Source organism: Microbacterium sp. NPDC058269, assembly GCF_042881445.1.
GTDB lineage: Bacteria > Actinomycetota > Actinomycetes > Actinomycetales > Microbacteriaceae > Microbacterium.
The window spans coordinates 145,165-171,055 of record NZ_JBHVXT010000003.1; the positions used below are offsets into that span (position 1 = coordinate 145,165).

General features: G+C 67.7%; 24 protein-coding genes. 18 read left to right on the forward strand and 6 right to left on the reverse strand.

Going from position 1 to position 25,891, the window contains the following annotated elements; translation table 11 throughout:
- Positions 1-25 precede the first annotated feature (25 nt).
- From ACFVWL_RS14295 to ACFVWL_RS14310, 4 genes are all read left to right on the forward strand, one after another.
- Positions 26-463, forward strand: coding sequence for a hypothetical protein (locus tag ACFVWL_RS14295; protein ID WP_387183992.1), 438 nt, complete (start codon positions 26-28; stop codon positions 461-463).
- Positions 460-1,410 carry a bifunctional riboflavin kinase/FAD synthetase gene (locus ACFVWL_RS14300; RefSeq protein WP_387183995.1) on the forward strand — a complete coding sequence of 317 codons (951 nt, stop codon included), beginning with the start codon at positions 460-462 and terminating at the stop codon, positions 1,408-1,410. Before ACFVWL_RS14295 ends, ACFVWL_RS14300 begins: the two co-directional genes overlap by 4 nt.
- Before the next feature lie 237 nt (positions 1,411-1,647).
- On the forward strand, positions 1,648-3,792 hold the full coding sequence (locus tag ACFVWL_RS14305) for a DEAD/DEAH box helicase (RefSeq protein ID WP_387183998.1): 2,145 nt from the start codon (positions 1,648-1,650) through the stop codon (positions 3,790-3,792).
- 202 nt (positions 3,793-3,994) lie between these two features.
- The gene (locus tag ACFVWL_RS14310) at positions 3,995-5,023 is read left to right on the forward strand and encodes a 6-phosphofructokinase (RefSeq protein WP_387184001.1); all 1,029 of its coding nucleotides are present in this window, start codon (positions 3,995-3,997) and stop codon (positions 5,021-5,023) included.
- A gap of 65 nt (positions 5,024-5,088) precedes the next feature.
- Here ACFVWL_RS14310 and ACFVWL_RS14315 read toward each other — a convergent pair whose 3' ends face one another.
- Positions 5,089-7,188 carry a S9 family peptidase gene (locus ACFVWL_RS14315; protein ID WP_387184003.1) on the reverse strand — a complete coding sequence of 700 codons (2,100 nt, stop codon included), beginning with the start codon at positions 7,186-7,188 and terminating at the stop codon, positions 5,089-5,091.
- Between the two features lie 156 nt (positions 7,189-7,344).
- Between ACFVWL_RS14315 and ACFVWL_RS14320 the strand changes: the two genes are divergently transcribed.
- The 4 genes from ACFVWL_RS14320 (at position 7,345) to ACFVWL_RS14335 (ending at position 11,573) form a co-directional block, all read left to right on the forward strand.
- A complete protein-coding gene (locus ACFVWL_RS14320) occupies positions 7,345-8,742 on the forward strand; it encodes an anion permease (protein ID WP_387184005.1) in 1,398 nt (465 codons plus the stop codon).
- Positions 8,739-9,074, forward strand: a complete 336-nt coding sequence (locus ACFVWL_RS14325; protein WP_387184008.1) for a peptidase — start codon at positions 8,739-8,741, stop codon at positions 9,072-9,074. Before ACFVWL_RS14320 ends, ACFVWL_RS14325 begins: the two co-directional genes overlap by 4 nt.
- A 56-nt stretch (positions 9,075-9,130) precedes the next feature.
- Positions 9,131-10,051, forward strand: a complete 921-nt coding sequence (locus ACFVWL_RS14330) for a phosphodiesterase (RefSeq protein ID WP_387184010.1) — start codon at positions 9,131-9,133, stop codon at positions 10,049-10,051.
- A gap of 61 nt (positions 10,052-10,112) precedes the next feature.
- Positions 10,113-11,573 (forward strand): aspartate ammonia-lyase, encoded by a 1,461-nt coding sequence (locus tag ACFVWL_RS14335; RefSeq protein ID WP_387184012.1) that lies wholly within the window; start codon positions 10,113-10,115, stop codon positions 11,571-11,573.
- 63 nt (positions 11,574-11,636) lie between these two features.
- Here the strand turns inward: ACFVWL_RS14335 and ACFVWL_RS14340 are convergent, their stop codons facing one another.
- Positions 11,637-12,506: a fumarylacetoacetate hydrolase family protein gene (locus ACFVWL_RS14340; protein ID WP_387184015.1), complete on the reverse strand. Its 870-nt coding sequence runs from the start codon at positions 12,504-12,506 to the stop codon at positions 11,637-11,639.
- Positions 12,507-12,594: 88 nt separating this feature from the next.
- Here ACFVWL_RS14340 and ACFVWL_RS14345 point away from each other — a divergent pair, with 88 nt between their 5' ends.
- The 4 genes from ACFVWL_RS14345 (at position 12,595) to ACFVWL_RS14360 (ending at position 16,036) form a co-directional block, all read left to right on the forward strand.
- The gene (locus ACFVWL_RS14345) at positions 12,595-13,926 is read left to right on the forward strand and encodes a PrsW family intramembrane metalloprotease (RefSeq protein ID WP_387184018.1); all 1,332 of its coding nucleotides are present in this window, start codon (positions 12,595-12,597) and stop codon (positions 13,924-13,926) included.
- A gap of 64 nt (positions 13,927-13,990) precedes the next feature.
- Complete coding sequence (locus ACFVWL_RS14350) at positions 13,991-14,671, forward strand: alpha/beta fold hydrolase (RefSeq protein ID WP_387184020.1); 681 nt, start codon at positions 13,991-13,993, stop codon at positions 14,669-14,671.
- 260 nt (positions 14,672-14,931) lie between these two features.
- Positions 14,932-15,300: an FKBP-type peptidyl-prolyl cis-trans isomerase gene (locus ACFVWL_RS14355; RefSeq protein ID WP_387184023.1), complete on the forward strand. Its 369-nt coding sequence runs from the start codon at positions 14,932-14,934 to the stop codon at positions 15,298-15,300.
- Positions 15,301-15,481: 181 nt separating this feature from the next.
- A complete protein-coding gene (locus ACFVWL_RS14360; RefSeq protein WP_387184026.1) occupies positions 15,482-16,036 on the forward strand; it encodes a YceI family protein in 555 nt (184 codons plus the stop codon).
- Between the two features lie 33 nt (positions 16,037-16,069).
- On the opposite strand, the gene ACFVWL_RS14365 is transcribed toward ACFVWL_RS14360, so the two are convergent.
- Positions 16,070-17,362: an MFS transporter gene (locus tag ACFVWL_RS14365; protein ID WP_387184029.1), complete on the reverse strand. Its 1,293-nt coding sequence runs from the start codon at positions 17,360-17,362 to the stop codon at positions 16,070-16,072.
- A 184-nt stretch (positions 17,363-17,546) separates the two neighbouring features.
- On the opposite strand from ACFVWL_RS14365, the gene rpsO reads away from it, so the two are divergent.
- From rpsO to ACFVWL_RS14380, 3 genes are all read left to right on the forward strand, one after another.
- Positions 17,547-17,816: a 30S ribosomal protein S15 gene (gene rpsO / locus ACFVWL_RS14370; RefSeq protein WP_387184032.1), complete on the forward strand. Its 270-nt coding sequence runs from the start codon at positions 17,547-17,549 to the stop codon at positions 17,814-17,816.
- Between the two features lie 158 nt (positions 17,817-17,974).
- On the forward strand, positions 17,975-18,844 hold the full coding sequence (locus tag ACFVWL_RS14375) for a hypothetical protein (protein WP_387184034.1): 870 nt from the start codon (positions 17,975-17,977) through the stop codon (positions 18,842-18,844).
- On the forward strand, positions 18,837-19,166 hold the full coding sequence (locus ACFVWL_RS14380) for a transcriptional regulator (protein WP_387184037.1): 330 nt from the start codon (positions 18,837-18,839) through the stop codon (positions 19,164-19,166). The genes ACFVWL_RS14375 and ACFVWL_RS14380 overlap by 8 nt, the downstream gene beginning before the upstream one ends.
- A gap of 8 nt (positions 19,167-19,174) precedes the next feature.
- Here ACFVWL_RS14380 and ACFVWL_RS14385 read toward each other — a convergent pair whose 3' ends face one another.
- Positions 19,175-20,179 carry an isopenicillin N synthase family dioxygenase gene (locus ACFVWL_RS14385; RefSeq protein WP_387184040.1) on the reverse strand — a complete coding sequence of 335 codons (1,005 nt, stop codon included), beginning with the start codon at positions 20,177-20,179 and terminating at the stop codon, positions 19,175-19,177.
- 151 nt (positions 20,180-20,330) lie between these two features.
- On the opposite strand from ACFVWL_RS14385, the gene efeU reads away from it, so the two are divergent.
- From efeU to efeB, 3 genes are read left to right on the forward strand one after another with little or no spacing between them, the layout of a single operon-like run.
- The gene (gene efeU / locus ACFVWL_RS14390; protein ID WP_387184043.1) at positions 20,331-21,275 is read left to right on the forward strand and encodes an iron uptake transporter permease EfeU; all 945 of its coding nucleotides are present in this window, start codon (positions 20,331-20,333) and stop codon (positions 21,273-21,275) included.
- The gene (gene efeO / locus ACFVWL_RS14395) at positions 21,272-22,504 is read left to right on the forward strand and encodes an iron uptake system protein EfeO (protein WP_387184046.1); all 1,233 of its coding nucleotides are present in this window, start codon (positions 21,272-21,274) and stop codon (positions 22,502-22,504) included. Before efeU ends, efeO begins: the two co-directional genes overlap by 4 nt.
- 38 nt (positions 22,505-22,542) lie before the next feature.
- A complete protein-coding gene (gene efeB, locus ACFVWL_RS14400) occupies positions 22,543-23,847 on the forward strand; it encodes an iron uptake transporter deferrochelatase/peroxidase subunit (protein WP_387184048.1) in 1,305 nt (434 codons plus the stop codon).
- A 4-nt stretch (positions 23,848-23,851) separates the two neighbouring features.
- On the opposite strand, the gene ACFVWL_RS14405 is transcribed toward efeB, so the two are convergent.
- Together ACFVWL_RS14405 and ACFVWL_RS14410 are read right to left on the reverse strand one after the other, a co-directional pair.
- Positions 23,852-24,727, reverse strand: coding sequence for a serine hydrolase domain-containing protein (locus tag ACFVWL_RS14405; protein WP_387184050.1), 876 nt, complete (start codon positions 24,725-24,727; stop codon positions 23,852-23,854).
- Between the two features lie 23 nt (positions 24,728-24,750).
- The gene (locus ACFVWL_RS14410; protein WP_387184053.1) at positions 24,751-25,881 is read right to left on the reverse strand and encodes an acyltransferase family protein; all 1,131 of its coding nucleotides are present in this window, start codon (positions 25,879-25,881) and stop codon (positions 24,751-24,753) included.
- Between the last annotated feature and the right edge of the window lie 10 nt (positions 25,882-25,891).

Genomic DNA, 25,891 nt, shown 5'->3' on the forward strand with positions numbered 1-25,891 from the left:
CCGCGGCTCTAGGATGGAATGCGCTATGAGCTCCACCGCCCCCTCCTCTCGGATGACCGGAATCGGTCGCGTCCTCGTCATCGTCTATGCCGTCATGGCGCTGGCGGCCACCGGGCGCAGCTTCGTGCAGATCGTCCGGCGATTCGACGAAGCGCCGCTGGCGTACTCGCTCTCCGCACTCGCCGCTGTCGTGTACATCCTCGCCACCCTCGCCCTCGTCCTGGCTCGTCGACGCGGCTGGTACACGGTCGCCTGGGTCGCCATCGTCTTCGAGCTCACCGGAGTCCTCGTCGTGGGGTTGCTCAGCATCCTGATTCCCGATCTGTTCCAGCACGAGACCGTGTGGTCGCTGTTCGGGCGCGGGTACCTGTTCATCCCTCTGGTCCTCCCGGTCTTCGGTATCTGGTGGTTGCGCACGCACCGCCCTGCCGATGTCGTTCGTCCGGTCGAGGTCGGCGCGTGATCGTCTTCCGCAGCCCGGAGGAGGTGCCGGACGACTTCGGTCCGAGCGCGGTCGCCATCGGCAAGTTCGACGGAGTCCACTCCGGTCACCGCGTCGTGATCGAGCGGCTCGAGGCGGCGGCTGCCGCCATGGGAAGCCGGTCGGTCGCGGTCACCTTCGACCGCAACCCGCTCGCCGTCATCCGTCCGGACCGCTGCCCCGAGAACGTGGTGACGGTGGAGCGCAAGCTCGAGCTCCTCGGGGAGCTCGGCCTCGACGCGACCCTGGTTCTCACCTTCGACGAGGAGCTCGCGGCCCGTAGCGCGGAGGACTTCGTCATCGACATCCTCGTGGGCGCCCTCCGGGTCTCGACGGTGCTGGTGGGTCAGGATTTCCGTTTCGGGAACAGGGGAGCGGGCACGCCGGAGCTGCTGCGCGAGCTCGGCCCCCGATACGGCTTCTCCGTAGAGGTCGTCGACGACGTCTATCTCCCCGGATCCGCGCGGCGTGTGTCGTCGAGCTGGATCCGCGAGCTGCTGATGGAAGGCGATGTCGCGGCGGCAGCGACCGTCCTCGGTCGCTACCCCGATGTGCGCGGAGAGGTCGTGCACGGACTCAAGCGCGGGCGGGAGCTGGGCTTTCCCACAGCGAACCTCTCGACCATCGTCGATGCCTTCGTGCCCGCCGACGGCGTGTACGCGGGATGGCTGGTCGACCACGACACCGGGATCCGGCATCCAGCGGCGATCTCGGTCGGTACCAACCCCACCTTCGACGACGTCCTCGTGCGACAGGTCGAGGCTCATGTGCTGGGAGAGACCGGCCTCGACCTCTACGGGCACGACGTCACGGTCGAGTTCGTCGAGCGGCTGCGAGGCATGGTGGCTTTCGAGGGAATCGACAAGCTGATGGAGCAGATGAGCGCCGACGTGACCGATGCGGCGCGCGCTCTCGGGTCGGCGTTGTAGCAGACTGCTGCTCGTCGGTTCGGGCAGACCGGATCGGCGGCTCGGCGTGGGCGATCGCATCCGCACGAGCGCCATGGCATAGAATGGACATCGGCTCCCGCCGAACTTCGCGAATCTCGCGTACCCCGACGGGAAGAAGATCCACTGTTCGTACGGTCCTGGCTCACGCCACACGCGGACAACGAGAACGGCCCATGGCTTCCTGGGGAAGCCGGAGCCTTCACGCTCAGGAGGAGCATGCCGACCACGGCAACCGCCGCCACGCGGCGCAAGAAGACGTCCCGTCGTGACGACGAGGCACCCCTCATCCCGATCCTCGCGCGCAAGGTGCGTGAGATCGAGGCGAAGTCGCAGCGAGGGAAGCTCGGACCCACGAATCGGGTGAAGTTCCAGGTGATCGCCTTCCTCGTACGCGAGGAGCGCGCCAGAGTGAAGGCCGACGCCGAGATCGGCGACCCCGCGCGCGCCGAACTGCTGAAGCGCCTCGACGGCGTGGCCACGATCCTCGCGAAGACGGCTGCGCGCGACACCTCGCTCATCCAGCTCCTGGAGGCTGATCAGGCGACCTCGCCGGTGGCGAAGCGCATGCGTCGCGACTGGCTGCTCGAATCCGGCGCCGAACTCGCCCCGGAAGAGCTCATCATCGCCGACGCGGCCCCGGTGCAGATCTCCACGGTCCCGGCCGCGATCGCCGAGCGGCAGGTCACCCCGCCCTCGGTCGAGGCGCGCCAGTTGGCCAACCCCTTCCTCGCTCCCGACCTGACGCCGCGTTCGACCGCGACGCCACGCCGCCGTCTCGACGGCTGGGAACTCATGGGCCCGCTGTACAAGGCCTTCGAGACGGGTGCTGGCGGGTCTGCCGCATCCATGGATCTGCCGCCGGCGCCGGAGTTCGACCACATCTCGCCCAAGGGCCTCGAGGTCATGGTCCATCAGTCCCGGTTCCTCGAAGCCGTGAAGGCGGGGCACCGCAGCTTCCTCCTCGCCGATGAGCCCGGTCTCGGCAAGACCGCGCAGTCTGTGCTCGCAGCCTCCGTGGCGGGCGCATACCCGTTGCTGGTCGTCGTGCCCAACGTCGTGAAGATGAACTGGGCGCGCGAGGTCGAGCGCTGGACGCCGCAGCGTCGTGCGACGGTCATCCAGGGCGACGGCGATGACATCGACGCGTTCGCCGACGTGTTCATCGTGAACTACGAGATCCTCGACCGGCACATGTCGTGGCTGGCCTCGATCGGTCTGCGCGGGATGGTCGTCGACGAGGCGCACTTCATCAAGAACCTCTCGTCGCAGCGGTCGCAGAACGTGTTGTCGTTGGCGGCTCAGGTGCGTGAGCGCACCCCGGGCCATGATCCGCTGATGCTCGCCCTCACGGGGACGCCGCTGATCAACGACGTCGAGGACTTCGACGCGATCTGGCGCTTCCTCGGCTGGACGACAGGTGAGAAGCCGGGCCCCGAGCTCATGGAGAAGCTCGACGCGACCGGCTTCACACCGGCGGACAAGGCGTTCTACCCGGAAGCACGCGATGCGGTGATCTCGATGGGCATCGTCCGTCGCAAGAAGAAGGACGTCGCCGCCGACCTGCCGGACAAGCTGATCGCCGACCTCCCGGTGCAGCTCGACGACGAGTTCGGGCGCAGCATCCGTCAGGCCGAGCGTGAGCTGGGGGAGCGGCTCGCCGCTCGCTACCGTCGCATCATCGAGGCCCGTGGGGACCGGGGGCTCGCACCAGGGGAGATCGACGACGACATCGTGCGTCTGGTCGCTCAGAACGAGCTCGAGGAGTCCAAGGCCGCCGGCACCGGGGGAGACAACGTCTTCACCATGGTCCGTCGCATCGGTCAGGCCAAGGCGCCGCTGGCTGCAGACTATGCCGCTCAGCTCCAGCGCTCGGTCGGAAAGGTCGTGTTCTTCGCGAAGCACATCGACGTCATGGACCAGGCCGAGGCGCACTTCGCGGCCGCGGGCATCCGCTCGGTGTCCATCCGTGGAGACCAGACGTCCATCACCCGCCAGCAGGCGATCGACGACTTCAACGGAGATCCCGAGGTCGGCATCGCCGTCTGCTCGCTCACCGCAGCCGGCGTCGGACTCAACTTGCAGGCCGCTTCGAACGTCGTTCTCGCTGAGCTGTCGTGGACGGCAGCTGAGCAGACCCAGGCGATCGACCGCGTGCACCGCATCGGTCAGGACGAGCCGGTCACGGCGTGGCGCATTATCGCCGCTCACACGATCGACACGAAGATCGCCGAGCTGATCGACCAGAAGCAGGGACTCGCGGCGCGCGCCCTCGACGGTGAAGCGGTCGAGGAGTCGGCGGGCGAGCCGGTGCAGCTGGCGGCGCTCATGCATCTGCTTCGACAGGCGCTGGGTGGGGCATAGGCGTCAAGAACTCTCGTTCTTAACGTACGATCTGCCGCGAGAACGTGTGTGATCGGGAAGTTCGTCGATATCGGTGATTCGGCTCGTCAAGATCGACGTTTTTCGTCGATCCCGAATGGCGCCCGAGCGTACCGGGGCGCTAGTGTCGATCGAAGGCAGCGTCGCCTTTCCCCCCATCTCCCGAACGTCTGAAGGCACCAGCATGAAGATCGGCATCCTGACGAGCGGCGGCGACTGCCCCGGCCTCAACGCGGTCATCCGCGGCATCGTGCTCAAGGGCACCACCTCATACGACCTCGAGTTCGTCGGCATCCGCGACGGATGGCGCGGGCTGGTGGACGGCGACTTCATGCCCCTGACCCGGCACGAGGTGAAGGGTCTCTCCAAAGTGGGCGGCACGATTCTCGGTACCAGCCGCACCAACCCGTACGAGGGTGAGCGCGGGGGCGCCGAGAACATCGCCAAGACCCTCTACGGGCACAAGATCGACGGCATCATCGCGATCGGCGGCGAAGGCACGCTCGCCGCCGCCGACCGCCTCGCCAAGGACGGCATCAAGGTCATCGGCGTTCCCAAGACGATCGACAACGACCTGCAGGCAACCGACTACTCGTTCGGCTTCGACACGGCGGTGAACATCGCCACGGATGCGATGGATCGCCTGCGCACCACCGGCGACTCGCACCAGCGCTGCATGGTCGCCGAGGTCATGGGCCGCCACGTCGGCTGGATCGCGCTGCATGCGGGCATGGCCGCCGGCGCCCACGTCATCTGCATCCCCGAGGTGCCGATGTCGATCGACGACATCACCGAGCTCGTGACCAGCGCCCATGACCGCGGCCGCGCGCCTCTGGTCGTCGTCTCCGAGGGCTTCAAGCTCCTCGGAATGGACGAGGCGTACAGCGACAAGGGCCTCGATGCCTTCAACCGTCCCCGCCTCGGCGGCATCGGCGACCTGCTCGCTCCCGAGATCGAGCGGATCACCGGAATCGAGACGCGCGCGACGATCCTCGGTCACATCCAGCGAGGTGGGTCGCCCTCGGCGTTCGACCGCGTGCTGGCGACGCGACTCGGTCTGCATGCGGCTGATGCGATCGTCGACGGCGCCTGGGGCCAGATGGTCGCCATGCAGGGCACTGATATCGTCCGGGTGCCCTTCGCCGATGCGCTCGGCGAGCTGAACACGGTTCCGCGCTACCGCTACGACGAGGCCGCCGCGCTCTTCGGCTGAGTTCGCGAGAGGTGAGTCCGTGAGAGGCTGAGCCCGCCCGGGAGGACGAGCTCAGCCTCTGCGGCTCACGCTTCGGCGAGGCCGAGCGTGTCGAGCAGCCAGGCGAGTTCGAACGCTCGCTCCTTCCACGAGTTGTAGCGTCCGCTCACGCCGCCGTGCCCGGCGACCATCTCGCACTTGAGGAGCACGTCGGTCGCCCCGGCCTCGCGCAGACGGGCGACCCACTTCGCGGGTTCCACGTAGAGCACGCGGGTGTCGTTCAGTGACGTCACGGCGAGGATCCGCGGATACACGATGCCGTCGCGGACGTTCTCGTAAGGGCTGTATGACTTCATGTAGGCATACACGTCAGGGTCGTGGAGCGGGTCCCCCCACTCGTCCCACTCGATCACGGTCAGGGGCAGCGAGGGGTCGAGGATCGTCGTCAGGGCATCCACGAACGGGACCCCGGCGAGGATTCCGGCGAAGAGCTCGGGGGCGAGGTTGGTGACGGCACCCATCAGCAGACCGCCGGCGCTGCCGCCCTCGGCCACCATCCGGCTCGGCGTGGTCACACCGGTCTCGACCAGGTGTTCACCGCAGGAGACGAAATCCGTGAAGGTGTTGCGCTTGTGGAGGAGTTTTCCGTCCTCGTACCACTGCCGACCCATCTCGCCGCCGCCGCGCACGTGGGCGACCGCGAAGATCACCCCCCGGTCCAGCTCGGAGAGGCGCGCGACCGAGAAGCCGGGGTCGATCGAGTGTTCGTATGAGCCGTAGCCGTAGAGGTGCAGAGGGCGGGCCTCCACGCCGGGCTCGCCGAACGACCGCTTCCAGACGAGCGAGATCGGCACGCGCACGCCGTCCGATGCGGTCGCCCATTCGCGCCGCTGGCCGTAGTGGGCGGGGTCGTAGCCGCCCAGCACGGGTACCTGCTTGCGCAGCACCAGCTCCCGGGTCGCCAGGTCGAGGTCGTACACGGTGCCCGGCGTCACGAAAGACGTGTAGCCGAGCCGCAGGAACGGGGAGTGCCACTCCGGGTTCCCGCTGACACCCGCCGAGTAGAGGGGTTCGTCGAACGCCAGCTCGTCGACCGCATCCGTCGCGTAGTCGAGCAGCCCGACGCGCTCGAGTCCCTCGCTGCGGTACTCGACGGTGGCGAAGTCGCGGAACGCCTCGACACCGAGGAGGCGCCTACCCTGCTCGTGCGCGAGCACGACGTGGCGCTCGCCCTGCGGGTCTGAGGTCGCCACCGAGACGAGCTCGAAGTCGAGTGCCTCGTCATTGTGCAGCACGAGCAGCCGATCCTCGCCTTCGACGACCGCATGCTCGACCGAGTACTCGACGCCCTCACGACGCGGCCAGATGAGCTGCGGCTCGGCGGTGAGATCGCCGGTGAGATCGACGAGGTACTCCTCGCTGGTGATGCTTGAACCGACCGCGATGACAAGATAGCGGCGGCTGCGGGTGATCCCGGCCCCGAGCCAGAACTTCTCATCCGGCTCGTGGAAGAGCTTCACGTCGTCCGACACGGGTGTGCCCAGGCGGTGCAGCCACAGGGTGTCGGGGCGCCAGGCCTCGTCGCGGGTCGTGTACAGCACTCCCGTGCCGTCGGGGGTGAAGAAGGCGCCGCCGGTGTTCGGGATCTCGTCGTCGAGCGTGGCGCCCGTGGCGAGGTCGCGCACGTGCACGGTGTAGAGCTCATCGCCCTCGAAATCGGTGGACCAGAGCAGCTTCGTCGCATCGTCGGAGGTGTCGAATGCCCCGAGCGAGAAGAACTCGTGACCTTCGGCTTCGACGTTGCCGTCGAGGAGCACGACTTCGCCGGGCACCGGGACCCCGGGTTCGAGGCGCGGGGGAGTCCAATCGTCGGGCTCGGCGGCGGCGCGGCAGTGGATGCCGTACTGCGCGCCCTCCTCGGTCCGGCTGTAGTACCACCAGTCGCCACGACGGGTGGGGACGGACAGGTCCGTCTCCTGCACTCGGCCCTTGATCTCCTCGAAGAGTTGCTCGCGCAGAGCGGCGAGGTGCGCCGTCTCGGCCTCGGTGTGGGCGTTCTCCGCCTCGAGGTGGGTGATGACCTCAGTGGAATCCTTGGCGCGAAGCCACTCGTAGGGATCGTCGAAGGTGTCACCGTGGTGGGTGCGGAGCGAGGAGCGGCGGTCGGCGGCAGGAGCGTCAGTCACCGTCTCACGCTATCCCAGGTCGAGTTGACCGGCACGGGGGAGGGTGGGAGAATTCACCGGGGCCGGTTAACGGAAGTCAAACCCACGGTGAACTCTTCGTTCGTCACGTCGATCTCGTCGACATCTCCTTCTTCCTCAAACGACCGAAAGCGAACGGTGGAAACCGCAGCCCTCATCGTCGTGCTTGTCATCGCGCTGGCACTCTTCTTCGACTTCACCAACGGCTTTCACGACACCGCGAATGCCATGGCGACGCCGATCGCCACCGGCGCGCTGAAGCCCAAGACCGCCGTCCTCCTCGCCGCGGTGCTGAACCTCGTCGGCGCATTCCTGTCCACCGAGGTCTCGAAGACCATCTCCGGGGGCATCATCCGTGAGGATGCGATCATCGACGCCGGGGCCGACCTGTTCCTGTCGTTGATCTTCGCCGGTCTGATCGGTGCCATCACCTGGAACATGCTCACCTGGCTCCTGGGCCTCCCGTCGAGCTCGTCGCACGCGTTGTTCGGCGGACTCATCGGTGCGACGCTGGTCGGCGCCGGGATCGGCGGTATCGACTTCGGCATGGTGCTCTCGAAGATCGTGCTCCCGGCACTGATCGCGCCCGTCACCGCCGGTCTGATCGCCTTCGCTGCAACGAAGATCGCCTACTCGATCACCCGTCGCTACGACGGCAAGCCCGACGGCCGCGACGGCTTCCGGTGGGGGCAGATCTTCACGTCTTCCCTCGTCGCACTCGCGCACGGCACCAACGACGCGCAGAAGACGATGGGTGTGATCACCCTCGCGATGATCACGATCGGCTGGCAGTCGGGCGCTCACCACGAGCCCGAGCTGTGGGTCATCATCGCGTGTGCGTTCACGATCGCGCTCGGCACGTACCTCGGCGGCTGGCGCATCATCCGCACCCTCGGCAAGGGACTCACCGACGTCAAGCCCGCGCAGGGCTTCGCAGCCGAGAGCTCGACGGCCGCCACCATCCTCGCCTCCAGCGCCCTCGGCTTCGCGCTCTCCACGACACAGGTCGCCTCCGGCTCGGTCATCGGCTCCGGTCTCGGCCGCCGCGGCTCCACCGTCCGCTGGCGGACGGCCGGCCGCATCGGCATCGGCTGGCTGCTGACGCTCCCCGCCGCCGGTGGAGTGGGAGCCCTCGCTGCGCTGCTCGTAGTCTGGTTGGGTAACTGGGGCGTCGCGATCGATGCCGTCATCGCGGTCCTGATCATCCTCGGCCTCTTCATGCGTTCGCGTCGCAACGCCGTCACGCCCGCGAACGCCATGAGCGATGTCGCCGAGTCCGGCCGGGCCATCGAGCTTCCCGATACGCCCCCGCCGACGCGTCGCCAGCAGCGCATCGAGCAGGCCAAGGCCGAGGCCAGGGCCCGCGCCGAGGCGCGGGAGAAGGCGAAGAGCCAGGCGAAGGCCCAGGCGAGGAAGGAAGCAGAGAAGAAGGCGGAGAAGAAGGCCGAGAAGAAGGCCAAGGCGAGCGCCGGCGCGTCGAAGCCTGCGGTCTCGACGAAGAAGGCCGACGCCGACCGGAACGGGGACTCGGAATGAACGTCGTGATCGACTGGCTCGCGTTCCTGCAGGTGTTCGCGGCAGCCCTCATCGGAGCCGCGGCCATCGTCACGTTCTACGCGCTGGGTCTCCGGCTGCTCGTCCGCAGCGGCCGCGCACCGGTGGTGAGCCCTGCGGAATTCACGGATGCCATCACCGTGATCACCGAGAAGGAACTCAGACGCGCCGAGAAGCAGGCCGCGAAAGCGGCACGCAAGAGTCCGTTGACCGAAGGGCAGAAGTCGCTGGCCCTGGTCGGGGCCTATGCCTGCTTCGCGCTCTGCGCCGCCGCGGTGGTGAGCGGCATCCTGCTCCTCGTCATCGGCCACTGATGAGGACACGGGGATTCCGCACCTTCGAGGTCGGTGTCCGCGAATAGGCTGACGTCATGTCCGCAGGAACCGGCACTCCGTACGTCTTCGGCACGCACGAGCCCGCATCGCACGTGCTCATCCATGTCAGCGACCCGCATTTCCTCGCGGGAGGAGTGCGGCTGGGCGGACGCTACGACGTCGAGGAGAACTTCGCCAGGACACTGGAGGCGATCCGCGCGGTGCATCCGCACCCGACAGCGATCATCGTCACGGGTGATCTGGCCGATCTGGGTGAACCCGATGCGTATCGTCGTCTCCGCGCGGCGGTGGAACCGGTGGCCGAGGAGCTGGAGGCGCCGGTCATCTGGGTGGCAGGCAATCACGATGAGCGTCCGGCGCTGCGCGCCGGGCTGCTCGACCTGGAGCCGACAGAGGAGCCGGTGACGGGCGTATGGGATCTCGAAGGCCTCCGCCTCATCGCGCTGGACACCAGCGTCCCCGGTTGGCACCACGGAGATCTCGATGACGGTCAGCTCTCGTGGCTGGCCGAGGTCCTCGCCGAACCCGCCCCTCACGGCACACTGCTGGCCATGCATCACCCGCCGCTCCCGAGTCATCTGCCGCTGTTCGACATCCTGGAGCTGCGGCATCAGGACGAGCTCGCCGACATCCTCCGCGGAAGCGATGTCCGTGGCATCCTCGCGGGGCATCTGCACTACTCGTCTCACGGGGCCTTCACCGGAGTCCCGGTGAGCGTCGCGTCGGCGACCTGCTACACGATGAATGTCGCGCGACCGTCGGGCGACGTCAACGGGATGGACGCCGCGCAGGCGTTCCAGCTCGTCCATGTCTACCCCGACACCATCACCCACACCGTGGTCCCCGTGACCGGGGCCGAGACCGGGAACTACTTCTCCGAGGCATGGCTGGAGCGGATGGCGAAGCTCGGCCCGGAAGGGCGACTCGAGGCCTTCTCCCGCAAACCCGGGCGCTGAGCGGCGTAGACTGAAGGCATCCCCCACCCTTCTCACCCGCCACGACCCACGAGGATGTGACATGGCTTCTGCCGCGCCTACCCTGACCCGCACCGAGACCGATTCGCTCGGGAGCATGGAGATTCCCGTCGACGCGTACTGGGGGATCCATACCGCCCGCGCCGACGCGAACTTCCCGATCACGAAGCGGCCCATCTCGGTCTACCCCGACCTGGTCGTCGGCCTCGCGATGGTCAAGCAGGCGAGCGCCCGGGCGAACCGTGAGATCGGCGTCCTCGACCCCGAGCGGGCGGACCTGATCGACCGTGCTGCTCAGCGCGTGATCGACGGCGAGTTCCACGAGCAGTTCACGGTCGGCGTGATCCAGGGCGGTGCCGGGACCTCGACCAACATGAACGCGAACGAGGTCATCACCAACATCGCGCTCGAGATGGCCGGCCGCGAGAAGGGCGACTACGCCTTCCTGTCGCCGATCGACCACACCAACCGCAGCCAGTCCACGAACGACGTCTACCCGACAGCGGTGAAGATCGGCCTCTCGCTGACGCTGCGCTCGCTGCTCGAGGAGCTCGACCTGCTGCGACTGTCGTTCCTGGGCAAGTCGCGCGAGTTCCACGATGTGCTGAAGGTCGGGCGCACGCAGCTGCAGGACGCCGTACCCATGACGCTGGGCCAGGAGTTCAACGGCTTCGCCACCACGCTCGGCTACGACCACACCCGCCTGACCGAGAACGCCTCGCTGATGTTCGAGATCAACATGGGCGCCACCGCGATCGGCACGGGGATCACCACGCACCCCGGCTACGCGCCGGCTGTGCTCAAGCACCTGCGTCAGATCACCGAGCTCGACCTGCGCACGGCCGGCGACCTCGTCGAAGCCACCAGCGACACCGGCTCGTTCATGTCGTTCTCCTCGACGCTCAAGCGCAACGCGATGAAGCTGTCGAAGATCTGCAACGATCTCCGTCTTCTCTCGTCCGGGCCGCAGGCGGGGCTCGGGGAGATCAACCTGCCGGCCATGCAGGCGGGCTCCAGCATCATGCCCGGCAAGGTCAACCCGGTCATCCCCGAAGTCGTGAACCAGGTGGCGTTCGCCGTCGCCGGTGCCGACATGACGGTGACGATGGCAGCGGAAGCCGGACAGCTGCAGCTGAACGCCTTCGAGCCCGTCATCGCGCACTCGATCTTCCAGTCGATCACCTGGATGCGTCAGGCCATGTGGACCCTGCGTGTGAACTGCGTCGACGGCATCACCGCCAATCGCGACCGACTGGGTGCGATGGTGGGCGCCTCGGTGGGCGTCATCACCGCGCTGACGCCCTTCATCGGCTACGCGGCCGCTGCCGCCCTCGCGAAGACCGCGCTGCTGACCAACCGCAGCGTGGCCGACCTCGTGGTCGAAGCCGGTCTGATGTCTCGCGAAGAGGTCGTCAAGCAGCTGTCGCCCGCGCGTCTGTCCGGCCTCGAGACCATCACAGCGGCGATCCCGGTGATCTCGCCGGAGGACCTGATCGAGATCTGATCGCACGGACACGAAGAGAGGGACGGATGCGGTGGCATCCGTCCCTCTCTGTCTGGGGTGAGGTCAGTCGGTGATGCGGCAGTGGGTGGTGAGCTCGCCGATGCCGTCGATCCCCACTGTGACCGTGGAGTGGTCACGGAGGAAGATCTGCGGATCGCGCGAGTAGCCGGCGCCGCCGGGGCTGCCGGTCGAGATGAGTGTGCCGGGGAGCAGCGTGAGCGACTGCGAGAGGTGCGCGATCAGCTTCGCCACCGAGCGCACCATCTGATCGGTGCTCGCGTCCTGCACGGTGTGGCCGTCGACGACGGTCCAGATGTGCAGGTCCTGCGGGTCGCCGATCTCGTCCGCCGTGACGGCGAAGGGTCCCGTCGGGGTGAAGCCGTCGAAGGACTTGCAGCGGGACCACTGCGCCTCGGAGAACTGGATGTTCCTGGCGGTGATGTCGTTGACCACCGTGTAGCCCCAGACGTGCGACAGCGCCTCGGCCTCGGGGACATCCTTCGCGGGGGAGCCGATGAGGACGCCGAGCTCCGCCTCGTAGTCGACGGCCTCGCTCAGCGCCCGCGGCCACGACGTGGTCTGGTCATGTCCGGTGAGCGAGTTCGGCCAGAGCGTGAAGACCGTGGGCGCTGCGTCCGTCTTCAGGCCCAGCTCGCTCGAGTGCGCGGCGTAGTTGAGCCCGACGGCCAGCACGGCCGGGGGAGCGAGCACGGCCGAGGCGAAGGCCCACTCACCGAGCGGGTGTCGCGGAGCAGCGCTGTCAGCCAGCGCTGCGCGCAGAGCCGCGAGAGCGTCGTCCCCTCGCTCGATCAGCTGCTGCAGCGTGGCAGGAGGGTCGGTCAGGAGATCAGAGACGAGGATGGCGTCCGAGCCCTCGACCACGGCGAGAACCGCGAGGGGGGAGTCAGGACGGCGCAGGTGAGCGAACCGCATGGTTCTACGCTACCGGGTGGGTGACTGTCGCCGGGTGGAGGGCGTCGCCAGATCCGGACTGTCTGCGTTGTGCCCATAAGCTTTGCCTATGAGTTCCGGAGGACCGTCCCAGCCGCAGCAGCCCTCGCCGTACGCTCCTCCGCCCGCGCCGGTGCAGATACCTCCGCAGCAGACGCCTGCGCAGCAGATGCCGTCGCCCTACGTCCCGCCCCAGTACTCGAGCCCGCTCTCGTCGCCTGCGGCGCGCCCCTCCGTCACGGGGTACGCATCCTCGCTCGCACAGCCGACTCCGTACACCCCACCGGCTCCGGTGGCACCTTCGCCGGCGGAGTCGCTTCCGGCGCTGCCCGTGCCCACCAGGAAAGGGCGCACGGTGTCGCTCTGGCTCTTCGGGGTGCTCGGCTTCCTGCTGATCGCGCTCGTGGGCTACTTCGTCTGGGCGCTCGGATCGTTCGCGTCGGTCGTCGGTCTGGTCCTCGCTCTCATCCCGTTGACGATCGTGTTCCTCGGCGTGCGACTCATCGATCGGTGGGAGCCCGAACCCAAGCGGCTCGTGGCGTTCGCGATCGCCTGGGGTGCCGTTGCGGCGGTCGGGCTCACCCTGCTCGTCGACACCGCGCTGACGCTCCTGCTCGACATCCGCTCGGAGGACTTCACCGCCGTGGTGCAGGCCCCTATCGTCGAGGAGCTCTGGAAGGGGCTCGGTGTCTTCCTCATCTTCCTGCTCGCTCGACGGGCCTTCGACGGACCGGTCGACGGCATCGTCTACGGCGCACTGGTCGGAGCGGGCTTCGCCTTCACCGAGAACATCCAGTACTTCGGGGTGAGTCTGATCGAGGGCGGCGGAGAGCAGCTGACCGTCACGTTCGTGGTGCGTGGGCTCCTCTCGCCGTTCGCGCACGCCATGTTCACCGCGATCACCGGGTTCGCGATCGGCCTGGTCGCCCGCCGGCACGGCTCGGCCCGGGCGGCGTTCGGCGCCGGAGGTGTGGGGCTGATCGGAGCGATCCTGCTCCACGCCCTCTGGAACGGGTCAGCGACGTTCGCGGACTTCTTCGGGCTCTACTTCACGCTCCAGGTGCCGCTGTTCATCGGGTTCATCCTGTGCATCGTGGCGCTTCGTCGCGAGGAAGCCAGACTCACGAGAGCGCGCCTGGAGGACTACGCCGCGGCGGGGTGGTTCACGCCGGAGGAGGTCACGATGCTGGCGACCCCCGCCGGACGCAAGGTGGGACTCGCCTGGGCGTCGCAGCTGCGCGGGGACCGACGCCCCCTGATGCGGGCGTTCATCAAGGACGCGACCGAGCTCGCCGCCGTGCGACAGCGTGCGATCACCGGCCGCGACCCCATGGCCGTGAACGACGAGCGTGCCCTCCTGATCCGGACCAGGGCGACCAGGGCCGCTCTTCTGGCCTACTGATCTTCTGGCCTGCGGACGCGGCGCCCGACGGCGTACCCTTCTCGGAAGGAAGGCGGGTGGGCGGATGAGCACCTTCGTCGTGATCCACGGTGGCGGTGATGTCGGATGGTCGTGGCATCTGGTGGCCGCCGAGTTGCGAGCGCGCGGGCACGAGGTGTTCACGCCCGATCTTCCCGCCGACGACGACGCGCTCACGCTCGATGACTATGCCGCAGCCGTCGTGGAGCATGTCGGTGCGCGGACGGGCGTGGTCGTCGTCGGCCACTCCTTCGGTGCCTTCACCGCGCCGCTGGTCGCCGAACGCCTCTCCGCCGACATGCTCGTGCTGATGGCCGGCATGATCCCGTTGCCGGGAGAGTCGCCTGATCTGTGGTGGGCGAACTCGGGATATGTCGTCGCGTCTGCCGACCAGTCCGCGCGCGACGACGGTCTCACGGGCAACGACGACCCCTACGTCAGCTTCTACAACGGTGTCCCGCAGAAGTTGGCGCAGGAGGCGCTGCGGCGGGAGCGCGCGCACCCGTCGCAGGCCGCGATGGAGACGCCGTGGCCGCTCGCCGCGTGGCCTGAGGTGTCGACGAGGTTCGTGGTGTTCATCGATGATCGATTCTTCCCCGCCGCGTTTCTGCGCGATCTCGCCGCGACGCGTCTGGGGGTGACCGCGGATGAGCTCCCCGGCGGTCACTGCGCGATGTTGAGCCACCCGGCCGAGGTCGCACAACTGCTGTCCGGTTACGTCGGCTGAGCATGCCAGGGACTCGCCCGTGGCAAGACTCAGCGCCCGGTGCTGCGGCGATGCCTGCGAGTCTCCCGGGCGCTGAGTTGATCTGTAAACAGGGTGCACCCGGCCCCGCGTGAGTGTCAAGAGCCTCTTGGTGAGCGTGCGGGATGAGGCTCCGGGGCGAAGCCCGGGCGGAGACGTCGTGGGGGTTCGCTGTGAGGTGTTCGCTGTGAGCAGGTGCGTGCGCGTTGACCCCGTCCGTCGACCTCGGGTTTGATGGAAGCATGACTGAACGCACAAAGCCTGAGTTCGACGCCCCCAGCATCCCCGCTCCGGTCGACCTCGTCGTCCGCGACATCATCGAGGGCGACGGCGCCGAGGCGAAGCCCGGCGACACGGTGACGGTCCACTACGCCGGCGTCGAGTTCGACTCCGGCGAGGAGTTCGACTCCTCCTGGGGTCGCGGCGAGACCATCCAGTTTCCGCTGCGCGGCCTGATCCAGGGCTGGCAGGACGGCATCCCCGGCATGAAGGTCGGCGGGCGTCGTGAGCTGATCATCCCCCCGCACCTTGCCTACGGTCCGGTCGGCGGAGGCCACTTCCTCTCCGGCAAGACGCTGATCTTCATCATCGATCTGGTCGCCGTCGGCTGACTTCGGTCTCGCTTCCCTGAGGCGCCTCTCTCCTTCGGGAGAGGGGCGCCTCGTGCTGTCCGGGAAAAGATCTTTCATTCAGGGGAATACATGCGAATGAATGTAAGTTGTCACAGTGGTCGTGGTAACGCGGCCCCTGTCCCTTGCCGCAGCAGCGGCTGAAGTCTTCAGAGGAGAAGCAATGACCACTATCGAAATCCCCGGTTACCGTCCTGGCACCTGGGTTCTGGACCCTTCGCACAGCGAGGTCACCTTCAGCGTGCGTCACATGATGATCTCGAAGGTGCGCGGCACCTTCGGTGTCAAGAACGCGACCCTGATCGCTCCCGAGAACCCGCTCGAGGCGAAGGTCGAAGCAACCGTCGACGTGACCTCGGTCGACACCAATGACGAGGGCCGCGACGCGCACCTGCGCTCGGCCGACTTCTTCGACACCGAGAACTTCCCGACCATGGAGTTCGTGTCCACCGGCGCGCGCGTCAAGGGCGACGAGCTGTTCGTCGACGGAGATCTCACCATCCGCGGCGTCACCAAGCCGGTCAGTTTCGAGCTCGACTTCGGTGGTTTCGGCACCGACCCGTACGGCAACTACAAGGCCGGCGCTTCTGCGAAGGCGGTCATCAACCGCGAGGACTTCGGCCTCACCTGGAACGCGGCGCTCGAGACCGGTGGCGTGCTCGTGGGCAAGGACATCACGATCAGCCTCGACCTGCAGGGTGCCCTGCAGCAGGACTGACGTCGTCGGACAGTCACCGGAACCCCGGGCCCGTCAGGGCTCGGGGTTCTCTGCGTCGTAGTCGCGGAACCGGCGGTTGCGGCGGGCGAGCATCGCGACGAGCGCGATGACCAGCACCCCGCCGAGCAGGGGAGGGAACCAGAGGCTGGTCAGGGTCGCGAGGGTTCCTGCGTACAGCGCTCCGACGCGCGGGCCGCCGGCGACCACGACGATGAACAGTCCTTGGAGGCGTCCGCGCATCGCGTCCGGGACCGCGGCCTGCATCATGGTGTTGCGGTAGATCGAGCTGACGTTGTCGGAGGCTCCCGACAGGGCGAGCGCGATGCACGCGGCGACGATCAGTCCCACGTGCGGAGCGGATTCGCTCGCGGGCGCCGAGAAGGCGCCGATGAGGAGCACGAGCCCGAACAGCAGGATCGACGCGCCGTACGCCTCCACTGCTCGAGCGATGCCGCGGCCGTGCCAGCGGTACTGCACGACGCGGCCCGAGAAGAGACTCGACGCGAAAGTCCCGACGGCCACGGCAGCAGTGAGGATGCCGGTGGTGAGTGCACCGCCGCCGAGGAGCACCGTGCCGAGGGCGGGGAAGAGGACGAGAGGCTGTCCGAACGTCATCGCGATGATGTCGATGATGTACTGCATCCGGATGTTGCCCGCTCTGCGGAGGAAGCGCCAGCCGTCGACCAGCGACTCGAGGCCGGGGCGGACGACCTCCCCCTCCGGGCGCAGCGCCGGGAGCGTCCACAGTCCCAGGAACATCGACAGCATCAGGACGACGTCGATCGTGTAGGTCCAGCCGTAGCCGGTGAGGGCGACGAGCAGGCCCGCCAGTGCCGGGCCTGCCATCACCGTCAAGCCGAAGGCCACGCCGTTCAGTGCGGATGCGGCCGCGAGCTTCTCGCGAGGGATGAGGCGAGGGACGATGGCCGTGCGTGTGGCCATGCCCACGGAATTGGCGGCTGAGTTGATCATGCTCAGGGCGTACAGCCACCAGATCGTCTCCATGCCGGTCCAGGTGAGGGCGGCGAGCAGGGCGGTGGACGCGAAGGTGATGGTCGCCGCGATCAGGGCCACTCGGCGTCGGTCGAACGCATCGGCGAGCATGCCGCCGTACAGCCCTGCCAGGATCATCGGCACGAGTCCGGCGACCGCGATCATGGAGACGGCGAAGGTGTTCTGCGTCAGCGCGAACACGTGCAGCATCACCGTGACGATGGTGAGCTGACCGCCGATGCCGGCGAGGGTCGAGCCGATCCACATCCGGGCGAACGCCGGACTGGACTTCAGGGGGGAGAGGTCGATCAGATGACCGCGGCGCGCGCTCACTCGTCGGACTTCTTCTGCACCTTTCGAGACTAGTTCAACCGCACGGGGCCCCCGCAGCCGGTGTCACCGGAGGGGGTCGCCGGCTGGTAGACTCGTCAGGTTGCCGTTTGATCGGCCGCGGATAAAGAGAGCCCACGTATCAGGCGTCGGGCGCCGCGCAACAAGCAGAGAGGGGATCGAATCTATGGCACTGGAAGCAGACGTCAAGAAGGCGATCATCGAAGAGTACGCGACGCACCCCGGTGACACCGGATCCCCCGAGGTGCAGGTCGCAATGCTGACGCAGCGCATCAAGGACCTCACCGAGCACCTCAAGGAGCACAAGCACGACCACCACTCGCGTCGTGGGCTGTTCCTGCTCGTCGGTCAGCGCCGTCGTCTGCTCGGCTACCTCCAGGACATCGACATCGCGCGCTACCGCGCGCTGATCGAGCGTCTCGGACTCCGCCGCTAAGGCACTGCGATCCTGCGTTCAATCGCGCAGAACATTCTTGAGAAGGCCGTCCCACGGTGTGGGGCGGCCTTCGTCATGTCCGCGAGGGGTTGACCCGTCTCCCACTTTCCGATAGGAAAGTAGAAAGCTTTCCGCCTGGAAAGTGAAGGAGGTCCGACATGGAGCACAAGCCGATTGCCGGTCAGGATGCCCTCGTCCCGCCCGATGCCGACGTCGCGCGCCGGTATCTGGATGCGGCGGATGCGGTCGTGGGGCGCCGCGTCCGCGCTATCGACCGACGGGCGCTGGCCCGGCTCCAGATCCTGAATGCGGCGATCACGGCCGGATATCTCGTTGCTTTCGCCCTCGTCTTGCGACAGAGCGACGTCCTGGCCTCGCAGGTGATCCTGTTCACCTTCCTGGTGTGGGGGCAGCTGGCGAGTGGGATGGCTCAGCGTAACGGGATGCAGTGGCGCTGGAGCTCTTCGCGGTGGCCTCTCCTTCTCGGCGGTGGCGTCGTGCTCGTCGGTGCCGTCGTCGTGTTCGGACTCGTGGGGTTGGACACGACGCTCCCCGTCGGCATGGTGCTGATCCCGGCGGGTATGGTCCTGCTGGGGATCGGAGGGCACGGGGTCGTTCAGCTCATCCGTGCCTCCGGTGATCCGCGACCCGCGCGACCTTCACGGATCTCGCTGCCGGCCTCGGCCCGGTGGGGGACCCTGCTCGTCGGCCTCGCGCTCGGTGTGCTGACCATGCTCGCCGGAGCACCCGACGGCGTACTGAGGAGCGTGATCACGCTCCTGGTGATGATGGCGCTCCTCGCCTGGATCGTGGCGTTCAGCACCCCGGTGGGCCTCCCCGCCGTCGGAGCCTCGTGGCGCTGGCCGCATGTCGCCACCTTCCTCGCAACGGCCTGCATCCCCGTGGGGCTCGTATCCGGGGGAGACGTTCTCGGCGACCGTGGCCTCTCGGGCGTCGTCGGGGGCGCGACCATCGTCGTGCTCTTCGCCGCCATCTCGTTCGTCCCGGGGCGGCAGAGCCGTGGCTGAGTCAGCCGCCAGGCCTCATCCACGGACGCAGCTGGACGACAACTTCGCGTCCCCCATCCGTTTCTCGCTCATGGCGGCGCTGGGCGATGGCATGGAGCTCGACTTCCCCGCCCTGCGCGACATCCTCCAGTGCGGCGACTCGCCTCTGAGCAAGGCCATCACCCACCTGCAGGCGGCCGACTACGTGTTGGCGCGAAAAGGTGTCGTCGGGGGACGTTCGCGCACCTGGGTGCGATCGACGAAGACGGGCCGTGACGCCTTCGCCGCTCACCTGCAGGCGCTGCGAGAGATCGTCGCCCTCGGGGGCGGACGATCGCTGTGACCTTCCGATCAGGCGGAGGCTCCCACCAGATCCGCGTGGTGGATCGCCGCGACATCCGGGTGGGCGCGCAGGCGTGACTTGAGCGCGTTCTCGCCGTAGAGCGCGTGGATGGGGTTGCTCGGGTCGTCCGTCACCCCTTTCGCCTCCGCCGCTAGTTCCTCCGGCAGCTCGATCAACGGGAGGCGCTTGTCGAGCGCGGGGTTGAAGAAGAACGGGATGGAGATCCGCTCGTCCGGTGCCTGCGGCGACACCACGCGGTGGTTCGTCGCCTTGAGGTAGCCGCCCGTCGCGTACTCGAGCAGCTCGCCGATGTTCACGACGAATGCTCCGGGCACCGGGGGAGCGTCGACCCAGGCGCCGTCGCGTTCGACCTGCAGACCGCCCTTGCCCGGCTCCACCCAGAGAAGGGTGAGCACGCCGGAGTCCTTGTGCGCGCCCACGCCCTGCTGCGGCTCCGGCTCGTGCGTTCCGGGGTAGCGGACGATCTTGATGAGTGTCGACGGCTCACCGAAGTGCTCGTCGAAGTAGGACTGGTCCGCGCCGAGGGTCTGCGCCCAGGCGCGCAGCAGCTTGCGGGCCACCTCGGACAGGGTCTCGTGCCACTCGGCGACGACATCCTGCAGCTCGGGCTGGGCCTGCGGCCAGAGGTTCGGTCCGATGAGGCGGTTGAAGGCGGGACCGTCGTCGACGGGCGCGCGCTCGGGGCCGATGTCGATCTGCTCGCGCCAGTCGACCTTTCCCTGCGTCCGTTCGCCACCGATGCGGGTGTAGCCGCGGAAGTGCGGACTGTTCACGTTCTCGATCGCCAGCTTGTCCTCTTCGGGAAGTGCGAAAAAGTCCAGGGCGGCCTGGTGGAGCCGCCTCTCGAGCTCGGGGGAGATGCCCGTGCCCGTGAGATAGAAGAAGCCGACGTCGTGCGTCGCCGCCCGGAGTTCGTCGCGGAATCGTGCCGCGGCGTCGGGGCCTTCGTCGAGCTGGGAGAGGTCGAGGATGGGGAGCGAGAGGTCAGCCATGGACCGAGGCTACGTCGCACGGCAAAAGGGGGGATCTTGTGTTGCGCTCCATTACTTCCGACCCGCATGTTCGGAGCGCGTCGATCACGGTGCTAAAGTCTCCTTCGGTAAGGGCTGCCTTACCTCAGTCATCGCCAGAGAGTGTTCTTCCGTGCTCGCCACTTTTCTCATCGGTCTCCGCGAGGGGCTCGAAGCCGCACTCGTCGTGGGCATCCTCGTCGCCTACCTCCGCCGCCTCGGACGGCAGGACGCTCTTCCGAAGATGTGGGCGGGTGTCGGCCTCGCGATCGCCCTGGCGCTCGGCATCGGCGCGGTGCTCACCTTCGGCGCCTACGAGCTCACGTTCCAGGCCCAGGAGCTGATCGGCGGCGGGCTGTCGCTGCTCGCGGTGGCGATGGTCACCTGGATGATCTTCTGGATGCAGCGGGCCGGCCGCACGATGAAGGCGACGCTGGAGGGCGGTATCGATCGCGCTCTCACCGCGGGCGGGCTGTGGGCGCTCATCGCCATCGGCTTCGTCTCCGTCGCCCGTGAGGGTATCGAGACGACGCTGCTGCTGTGGTCGATGGTGCAGTCGTTCGGCGATGCGCCGTCAGCACTCCTGGGCGCTCTGCTCGGACTCATCGTGGCCGTGATCGTCGGCTGGCTGATCTCGCGGGGCGCGCTGCGTCTCGACCTGCGCCGTTTCTTCGCCTGGACGGGCGGGTTCCTCGTGATCGTCGCAGCCGGCGTCCTCGCCTACGCGTTGATGGACCTGCAAGAGGCGGGGGCCCTTCCCGGGCCGTTCACGGCGCTGGCGCCCATCGACTCCGTGACCGGCAGCGTGGCCGTGGGGTGGGCCGCCTTTCCCTTCGGCTGGGCGTTCGACGTCTCGACGACGATCGCCCCGGGCGGGCCCCTGGCCTCGATCCTGCAGGCGACCATCGGATTCATGCCCGCGATGACCTGGCTGCAGGTGGTCGCCTGGGCGCTCTACATGTCGATCGTCGGATGGCTCTACGTCCGCGGTCTCCGTTCGAGGCGTCCGTCGAAGCCACGTGGCCAGACGGAACCCTCTCCTGATTCCCCCTCTCTCTCACCACAAGGAGCAGCATGACCACCTCGCACCGTCTTCTGGGGGCGCTGGCCGCGGCAGGTGCCGCCGCCCTCGTCCTGAGCGGCTGTGTCGCGAAGAGCGACGCCCAGGCCGCTGCGGCCTTCGATGTCTCGTCGACCGACAGCGACTGCACGGTCTCCGCGGCGACCGCGAAGAGCGGGACCCTGACATTCAACGTCAAGAACGACACCGACCAGGTCTCCGAGTTCTATCTGCTGGCCGACGACGGACTACGCATCGTCGGCGAGGTCGAGAACATCGCGCCCGCTGCATCGCGCACGCTCACCGTGGTCGCACAGCCGGGCGACTACTTCACGCTCTGCAAGCCGGGCATGATCGGCGATGGCGTCGGCAAGACGGCGTTCACCGTCACCGGAGATCGTGTCGAGGTCGATGGCCCCGACGCTGAGCAGAAGCAGAAGGCCGTCGACCTCTACGGTGCGTTCGTGAAGGACCAGGTAGGACAGCTCGTGCCCGCGGTCGAGGACTTCGTCGCCGCCTACGAGTCGGGTGATGACGCGACCGCGCGCACGCTCTTCCCTCAGACCCGCGCGTTCTACGAGCGCATCGAGCCTGTGGCCGAGGCACTGGGCGACCTCGACCCGCGCATCGACTACCGCGAGGTCGACGCCGTGGCCGAGGGGCTGGATTGGACGGGCTTCCATCGCATCGAGAAGGACCTGTGGGTCCCGGCTCAGGACGCGCTGAACGCCGACGGCGAGAGCCCGGCCTGGCAGGACTGGGCGCCCTCGACGCCGGAGGAGCGCGCCGACTACGGCGACCTCCTGCTCGCCGACGTGCAGGAGCTCTACGACTACGTGCACTCCGACGACTTCACCACCGCGCTCGACGACCAGGGCATCGGCGGCATCTCCAACGGAGCGATCGCGCTGCTCGACGAGGTCGCAACCGGCAAGATCTCCGGCGAGGAGGACTGGTGGTCGGGCACCGACCTCTACGACTTCGCCGCGAACGTCGAGGGGTCGAAGATGGCGTTCTCGCTCGTGCAGGACTTCGCCGTCGCGCAGGGAGACGACGGCAAGGCTCTGGTCGCCGAGATCGAGTCGGGCTACACGGCACTCGAGCAGTCTCTCGCCGCGCACGGCTCGCTGGCCGGCGGGTTCGTGGGCTACTCCGAGCTCACCGAGGCCGACAAGCGGGAGTTCACCGACTTGATCAACGCCCTGGCCGAGCCGCTGTCGCAGCTCACCAGCACGGTGCTCGACTGATCAGCCTCGTGCTGCACTGACCCGATACCATCACGGACGTGAACGAACCAGAAGCGGATGCCTTACCCGACGAACCATCGACGGGCGGGGCATCCGCTCCTGCCGGTTTGAGCAGGCGCGGCCTCCTCGGACTGGCCATCGGCGGGGGCGTCGCGGGACTCGCCGTCGGGACGGGGGCGGGCCTCGCCGGCGGCGTGGCCCTCGGGCGCGCACGGGCGGCCGAGGACGCGCACTCCGCATACGAGTTCTTCGGAGAGCATCAGGCGGGCATCACCACGCCGGTACAGGATCATCTGCACTTCGCCAGTTTCGACATGATGCCGCGCACCGATCGGGAAGACCTGATCTCGCTGCTGCAGGACTGGTCGTATGCGGCCTCGCGCATGGTTCAGGGCCTCGAAGTCAGCGCCACCGGCGCCGTCGGCGGGCCGGCGGAGGCGCCACCGGACGATACGGGAGAGGCCTTGGGTCTCCCCGCCGCCGGCCTCACGATCACGTTCGGCTTCGGGCCGGGACTCTTCGAGAACGAGGACGGCGACCGCTACGGCATCGCCGCGCAGCGGCCCGCAGGGCTGGAACGCCTGCCGGCCTTCCTCGGCGACGACCTCGATCCGCAGACCTCCCACGGCGATCTGTGCATCCAGGCCTGCGCCGACGACCCGCAGGTCGCGGTTCATGCCATCCGCAACCTCAGCCGCATCGCTTTCGGACGGGCGCGTCTGCGCTGGTCGCAGCTCGGATTCGGCAAGACGTCGCGCACCACGGCGGCGCAGGCGACGCCGCGCAACCTCTTCGGGTTCAAGGACGGCACCGCGAACATCCTGGCCGACGACACGGAGGCTCTCCGTGACCATGTGTGGGTGTCCGCGACGGATGAGCCGGTCTGGCTGAGCGGAGGGTCGTATCTCGTGGCCAGGAAGATCGCGATGCTGATCGAGACCTGGGATCGCGTGCGGCTGTCGGAGCAGGACACGATCATCGGCCGCGACAAGGGGGAGGGGGCGCCGCTCTCCGGCGGAGACGAGTTCACGGCACCGGACTTCCACGGCAAGAAGATCGATGAGAACAGCCACGTGAGTCTCGCCCATCCCGAGCAGAACGACGGCATCCGCATCCTCCGCCGCGGGTACAACTACGTCGACGGGAACAACGCCCTCGGACGCCTCGACGCCGGACTCTTCTTCCTGTCGTACCAGCGCGACCCTGCGCAGTTCATCTCGCTGCAGCGTCGGCTGTCGACCGACCTGATGAACGAGTACATCCGACACGTCGGCTCAGGCATCTGGGCGGTGCCGGCGGGGGCGAAGCCCGGATCCTATGTGGGAGCCGCGCTGTTCGCCTGACCCGTCAGGACTCGCGGGCGGCGATGAGCGTCTCGACGGCGAAGGTGGCGACGTCGTCGGCGCCGAAGTGGTCGTCGGCGGTGATCGTGACCACGGCATCGTCGAGGAATATGAGCAGCTGACCGTGAGCGCCGTGCAGGCGCCACGCAGGTCCAGGTCCGCCCCAGCCCGCGAGCGCGTAGCGGTCATAGGTGGGGCTCTCCCCGGCGACGACCCAATTCGTATGCATCGCATCGACCCACCCGGAAGTGATCACCCGTCGGTCCTTCCACACCCCGCGATCTCTGATCAGGAGTCCGAGCCGGGCGAGCTCTTCGGTGCGCAGAGAGAGGCCGCCTCCGGCCGCGATGCGCCCCTGGGGGCTACGCTCCCACTCCACGTCGTCGATGCCGAGCGGGCCGAACAGACGGGGTGCGAGGTAGTCGCCGATGTCGCCGACACGTGCGGCCAGCGCGGTCATCGCGGTGTATGTGCTCGCGTTCGAATACTGGAAGGTCCGTCCACTCGACGGGCGTCGCAGGAACTCTCGGGCGAGGTCGGGCCAGTCGGTCATCAGAGTCTCGGACCACGGCAGATCGATGCCGCTCGTCATCGTGAGCAGATGCCGCAGAGTCACCTCGTCGGCGCCGTCTCCGAGCTGGAAGTCGGGAAGATACGTCGACACGGGTTCGTCGAGCGACACCGCGCCCTCGTCTGCTGCCATCCCCGCGGCCAGAACGCATACGCCCTTCGCGACGGAATGGATGTCCTCGCGCACGTCTTCGGTCCACCGGTGCTCCGCCGTGTCGGACGCCACGCGCACATGCAGGCCGTGGGCGACGAACCCCGACGTCTCCACCTGATCGACGATGCGGTCTCGGACGGTCTGCGCTCGGGTCACCCTCCCGAGGCTATCGTCTGCCTCTAGCGCGGACGCCGAGACCCTGTCGGGTCGTTCCGGCGGCCCTCTTTGGAGGCCAGCGTCGGATCGGCGAACAGCCAGCCAGGTCGGGGTTCGACCAGCGGCCGGAACACCCGTCTGATCGGCTTCGTGGCGAGGGCGAGGGCGACCAGCACCGACAGGACGGTCACGAGCGGCAACCAGATCCACGTCGGCTCCAGATCGCGCAGGATTCCGCTCTCCCGGAACGGGTACAGGACGAACGAGTGCAGCAGGAACACGTACATCGTGTACTGGCCGAACGTCGTCCACCAATGCGCGCCCCGCGGGATGAGGGCGAAGAACGCGGCGCTGAGCACGACGGCGAGCAGCATCAGGACGACGCGGGTGCCGCCGGCCCACCACTGCTCGCCACCGAGGTCGGCGTAGGAGTCTTCGTAGAAGAGCCAGTGGCGCAGATCGGTCGCCTGCCACACGGGAAGCCAGTTCCACGCGGCCCAGCCGACGCCCGCGAAGATCGCGACGGCTCCGGCGCGCAGCCACCACGGGCGGAAGTCGAGGAGCCGGAACCGATCGACGACGTCATGCTCGCGCAGCCACCAGCCCAGGGTGAAGAACGGCAGCAGCCCCAGGGTGCGCGAGAGCGAGAACGTGCTGTCCACGTTCGGCAGGTAACCCACGCCGACCGAGATCGCGACGGTCCACAGCAAGGGCCAGCGCAGCAGGGCGAGGTAGGGGAGCACGAGCCGGAAGATGCCGAGGGCGAGCAGGAACCACAGTGTCCAACTCGGCTGCGTGATGTTCGGGTCGGCCTGACCTTCGACCAGCCACTTGGTGAGGGTCCACAGCGTCTCGAAGATCACGTAGGGGAGGATGATGTCCGTGATCACCCGGGCCATCTGGGTCTTGGTGGGCGAGCCCGACTTCGAGAAGTAGCCGGAGATGATCGCGAACGCCGGCATGTGGAACGCGTACAGGGCCAGGTAGAAGGCGAAGGCGATGTCGGAGTCGTAGATGAGTCGCTGAATCGCGTGGCCGAGCACGACGAGCACGATGCAGACGTATCGTGCGTTGTCCCAGAACGGCACGCGCCTCCGCTTGCGGGGAACCGATCCTGTGGTGGGCCCTGAGATGTCGGCACCGGCACTGCTCATCGTTCGAGGC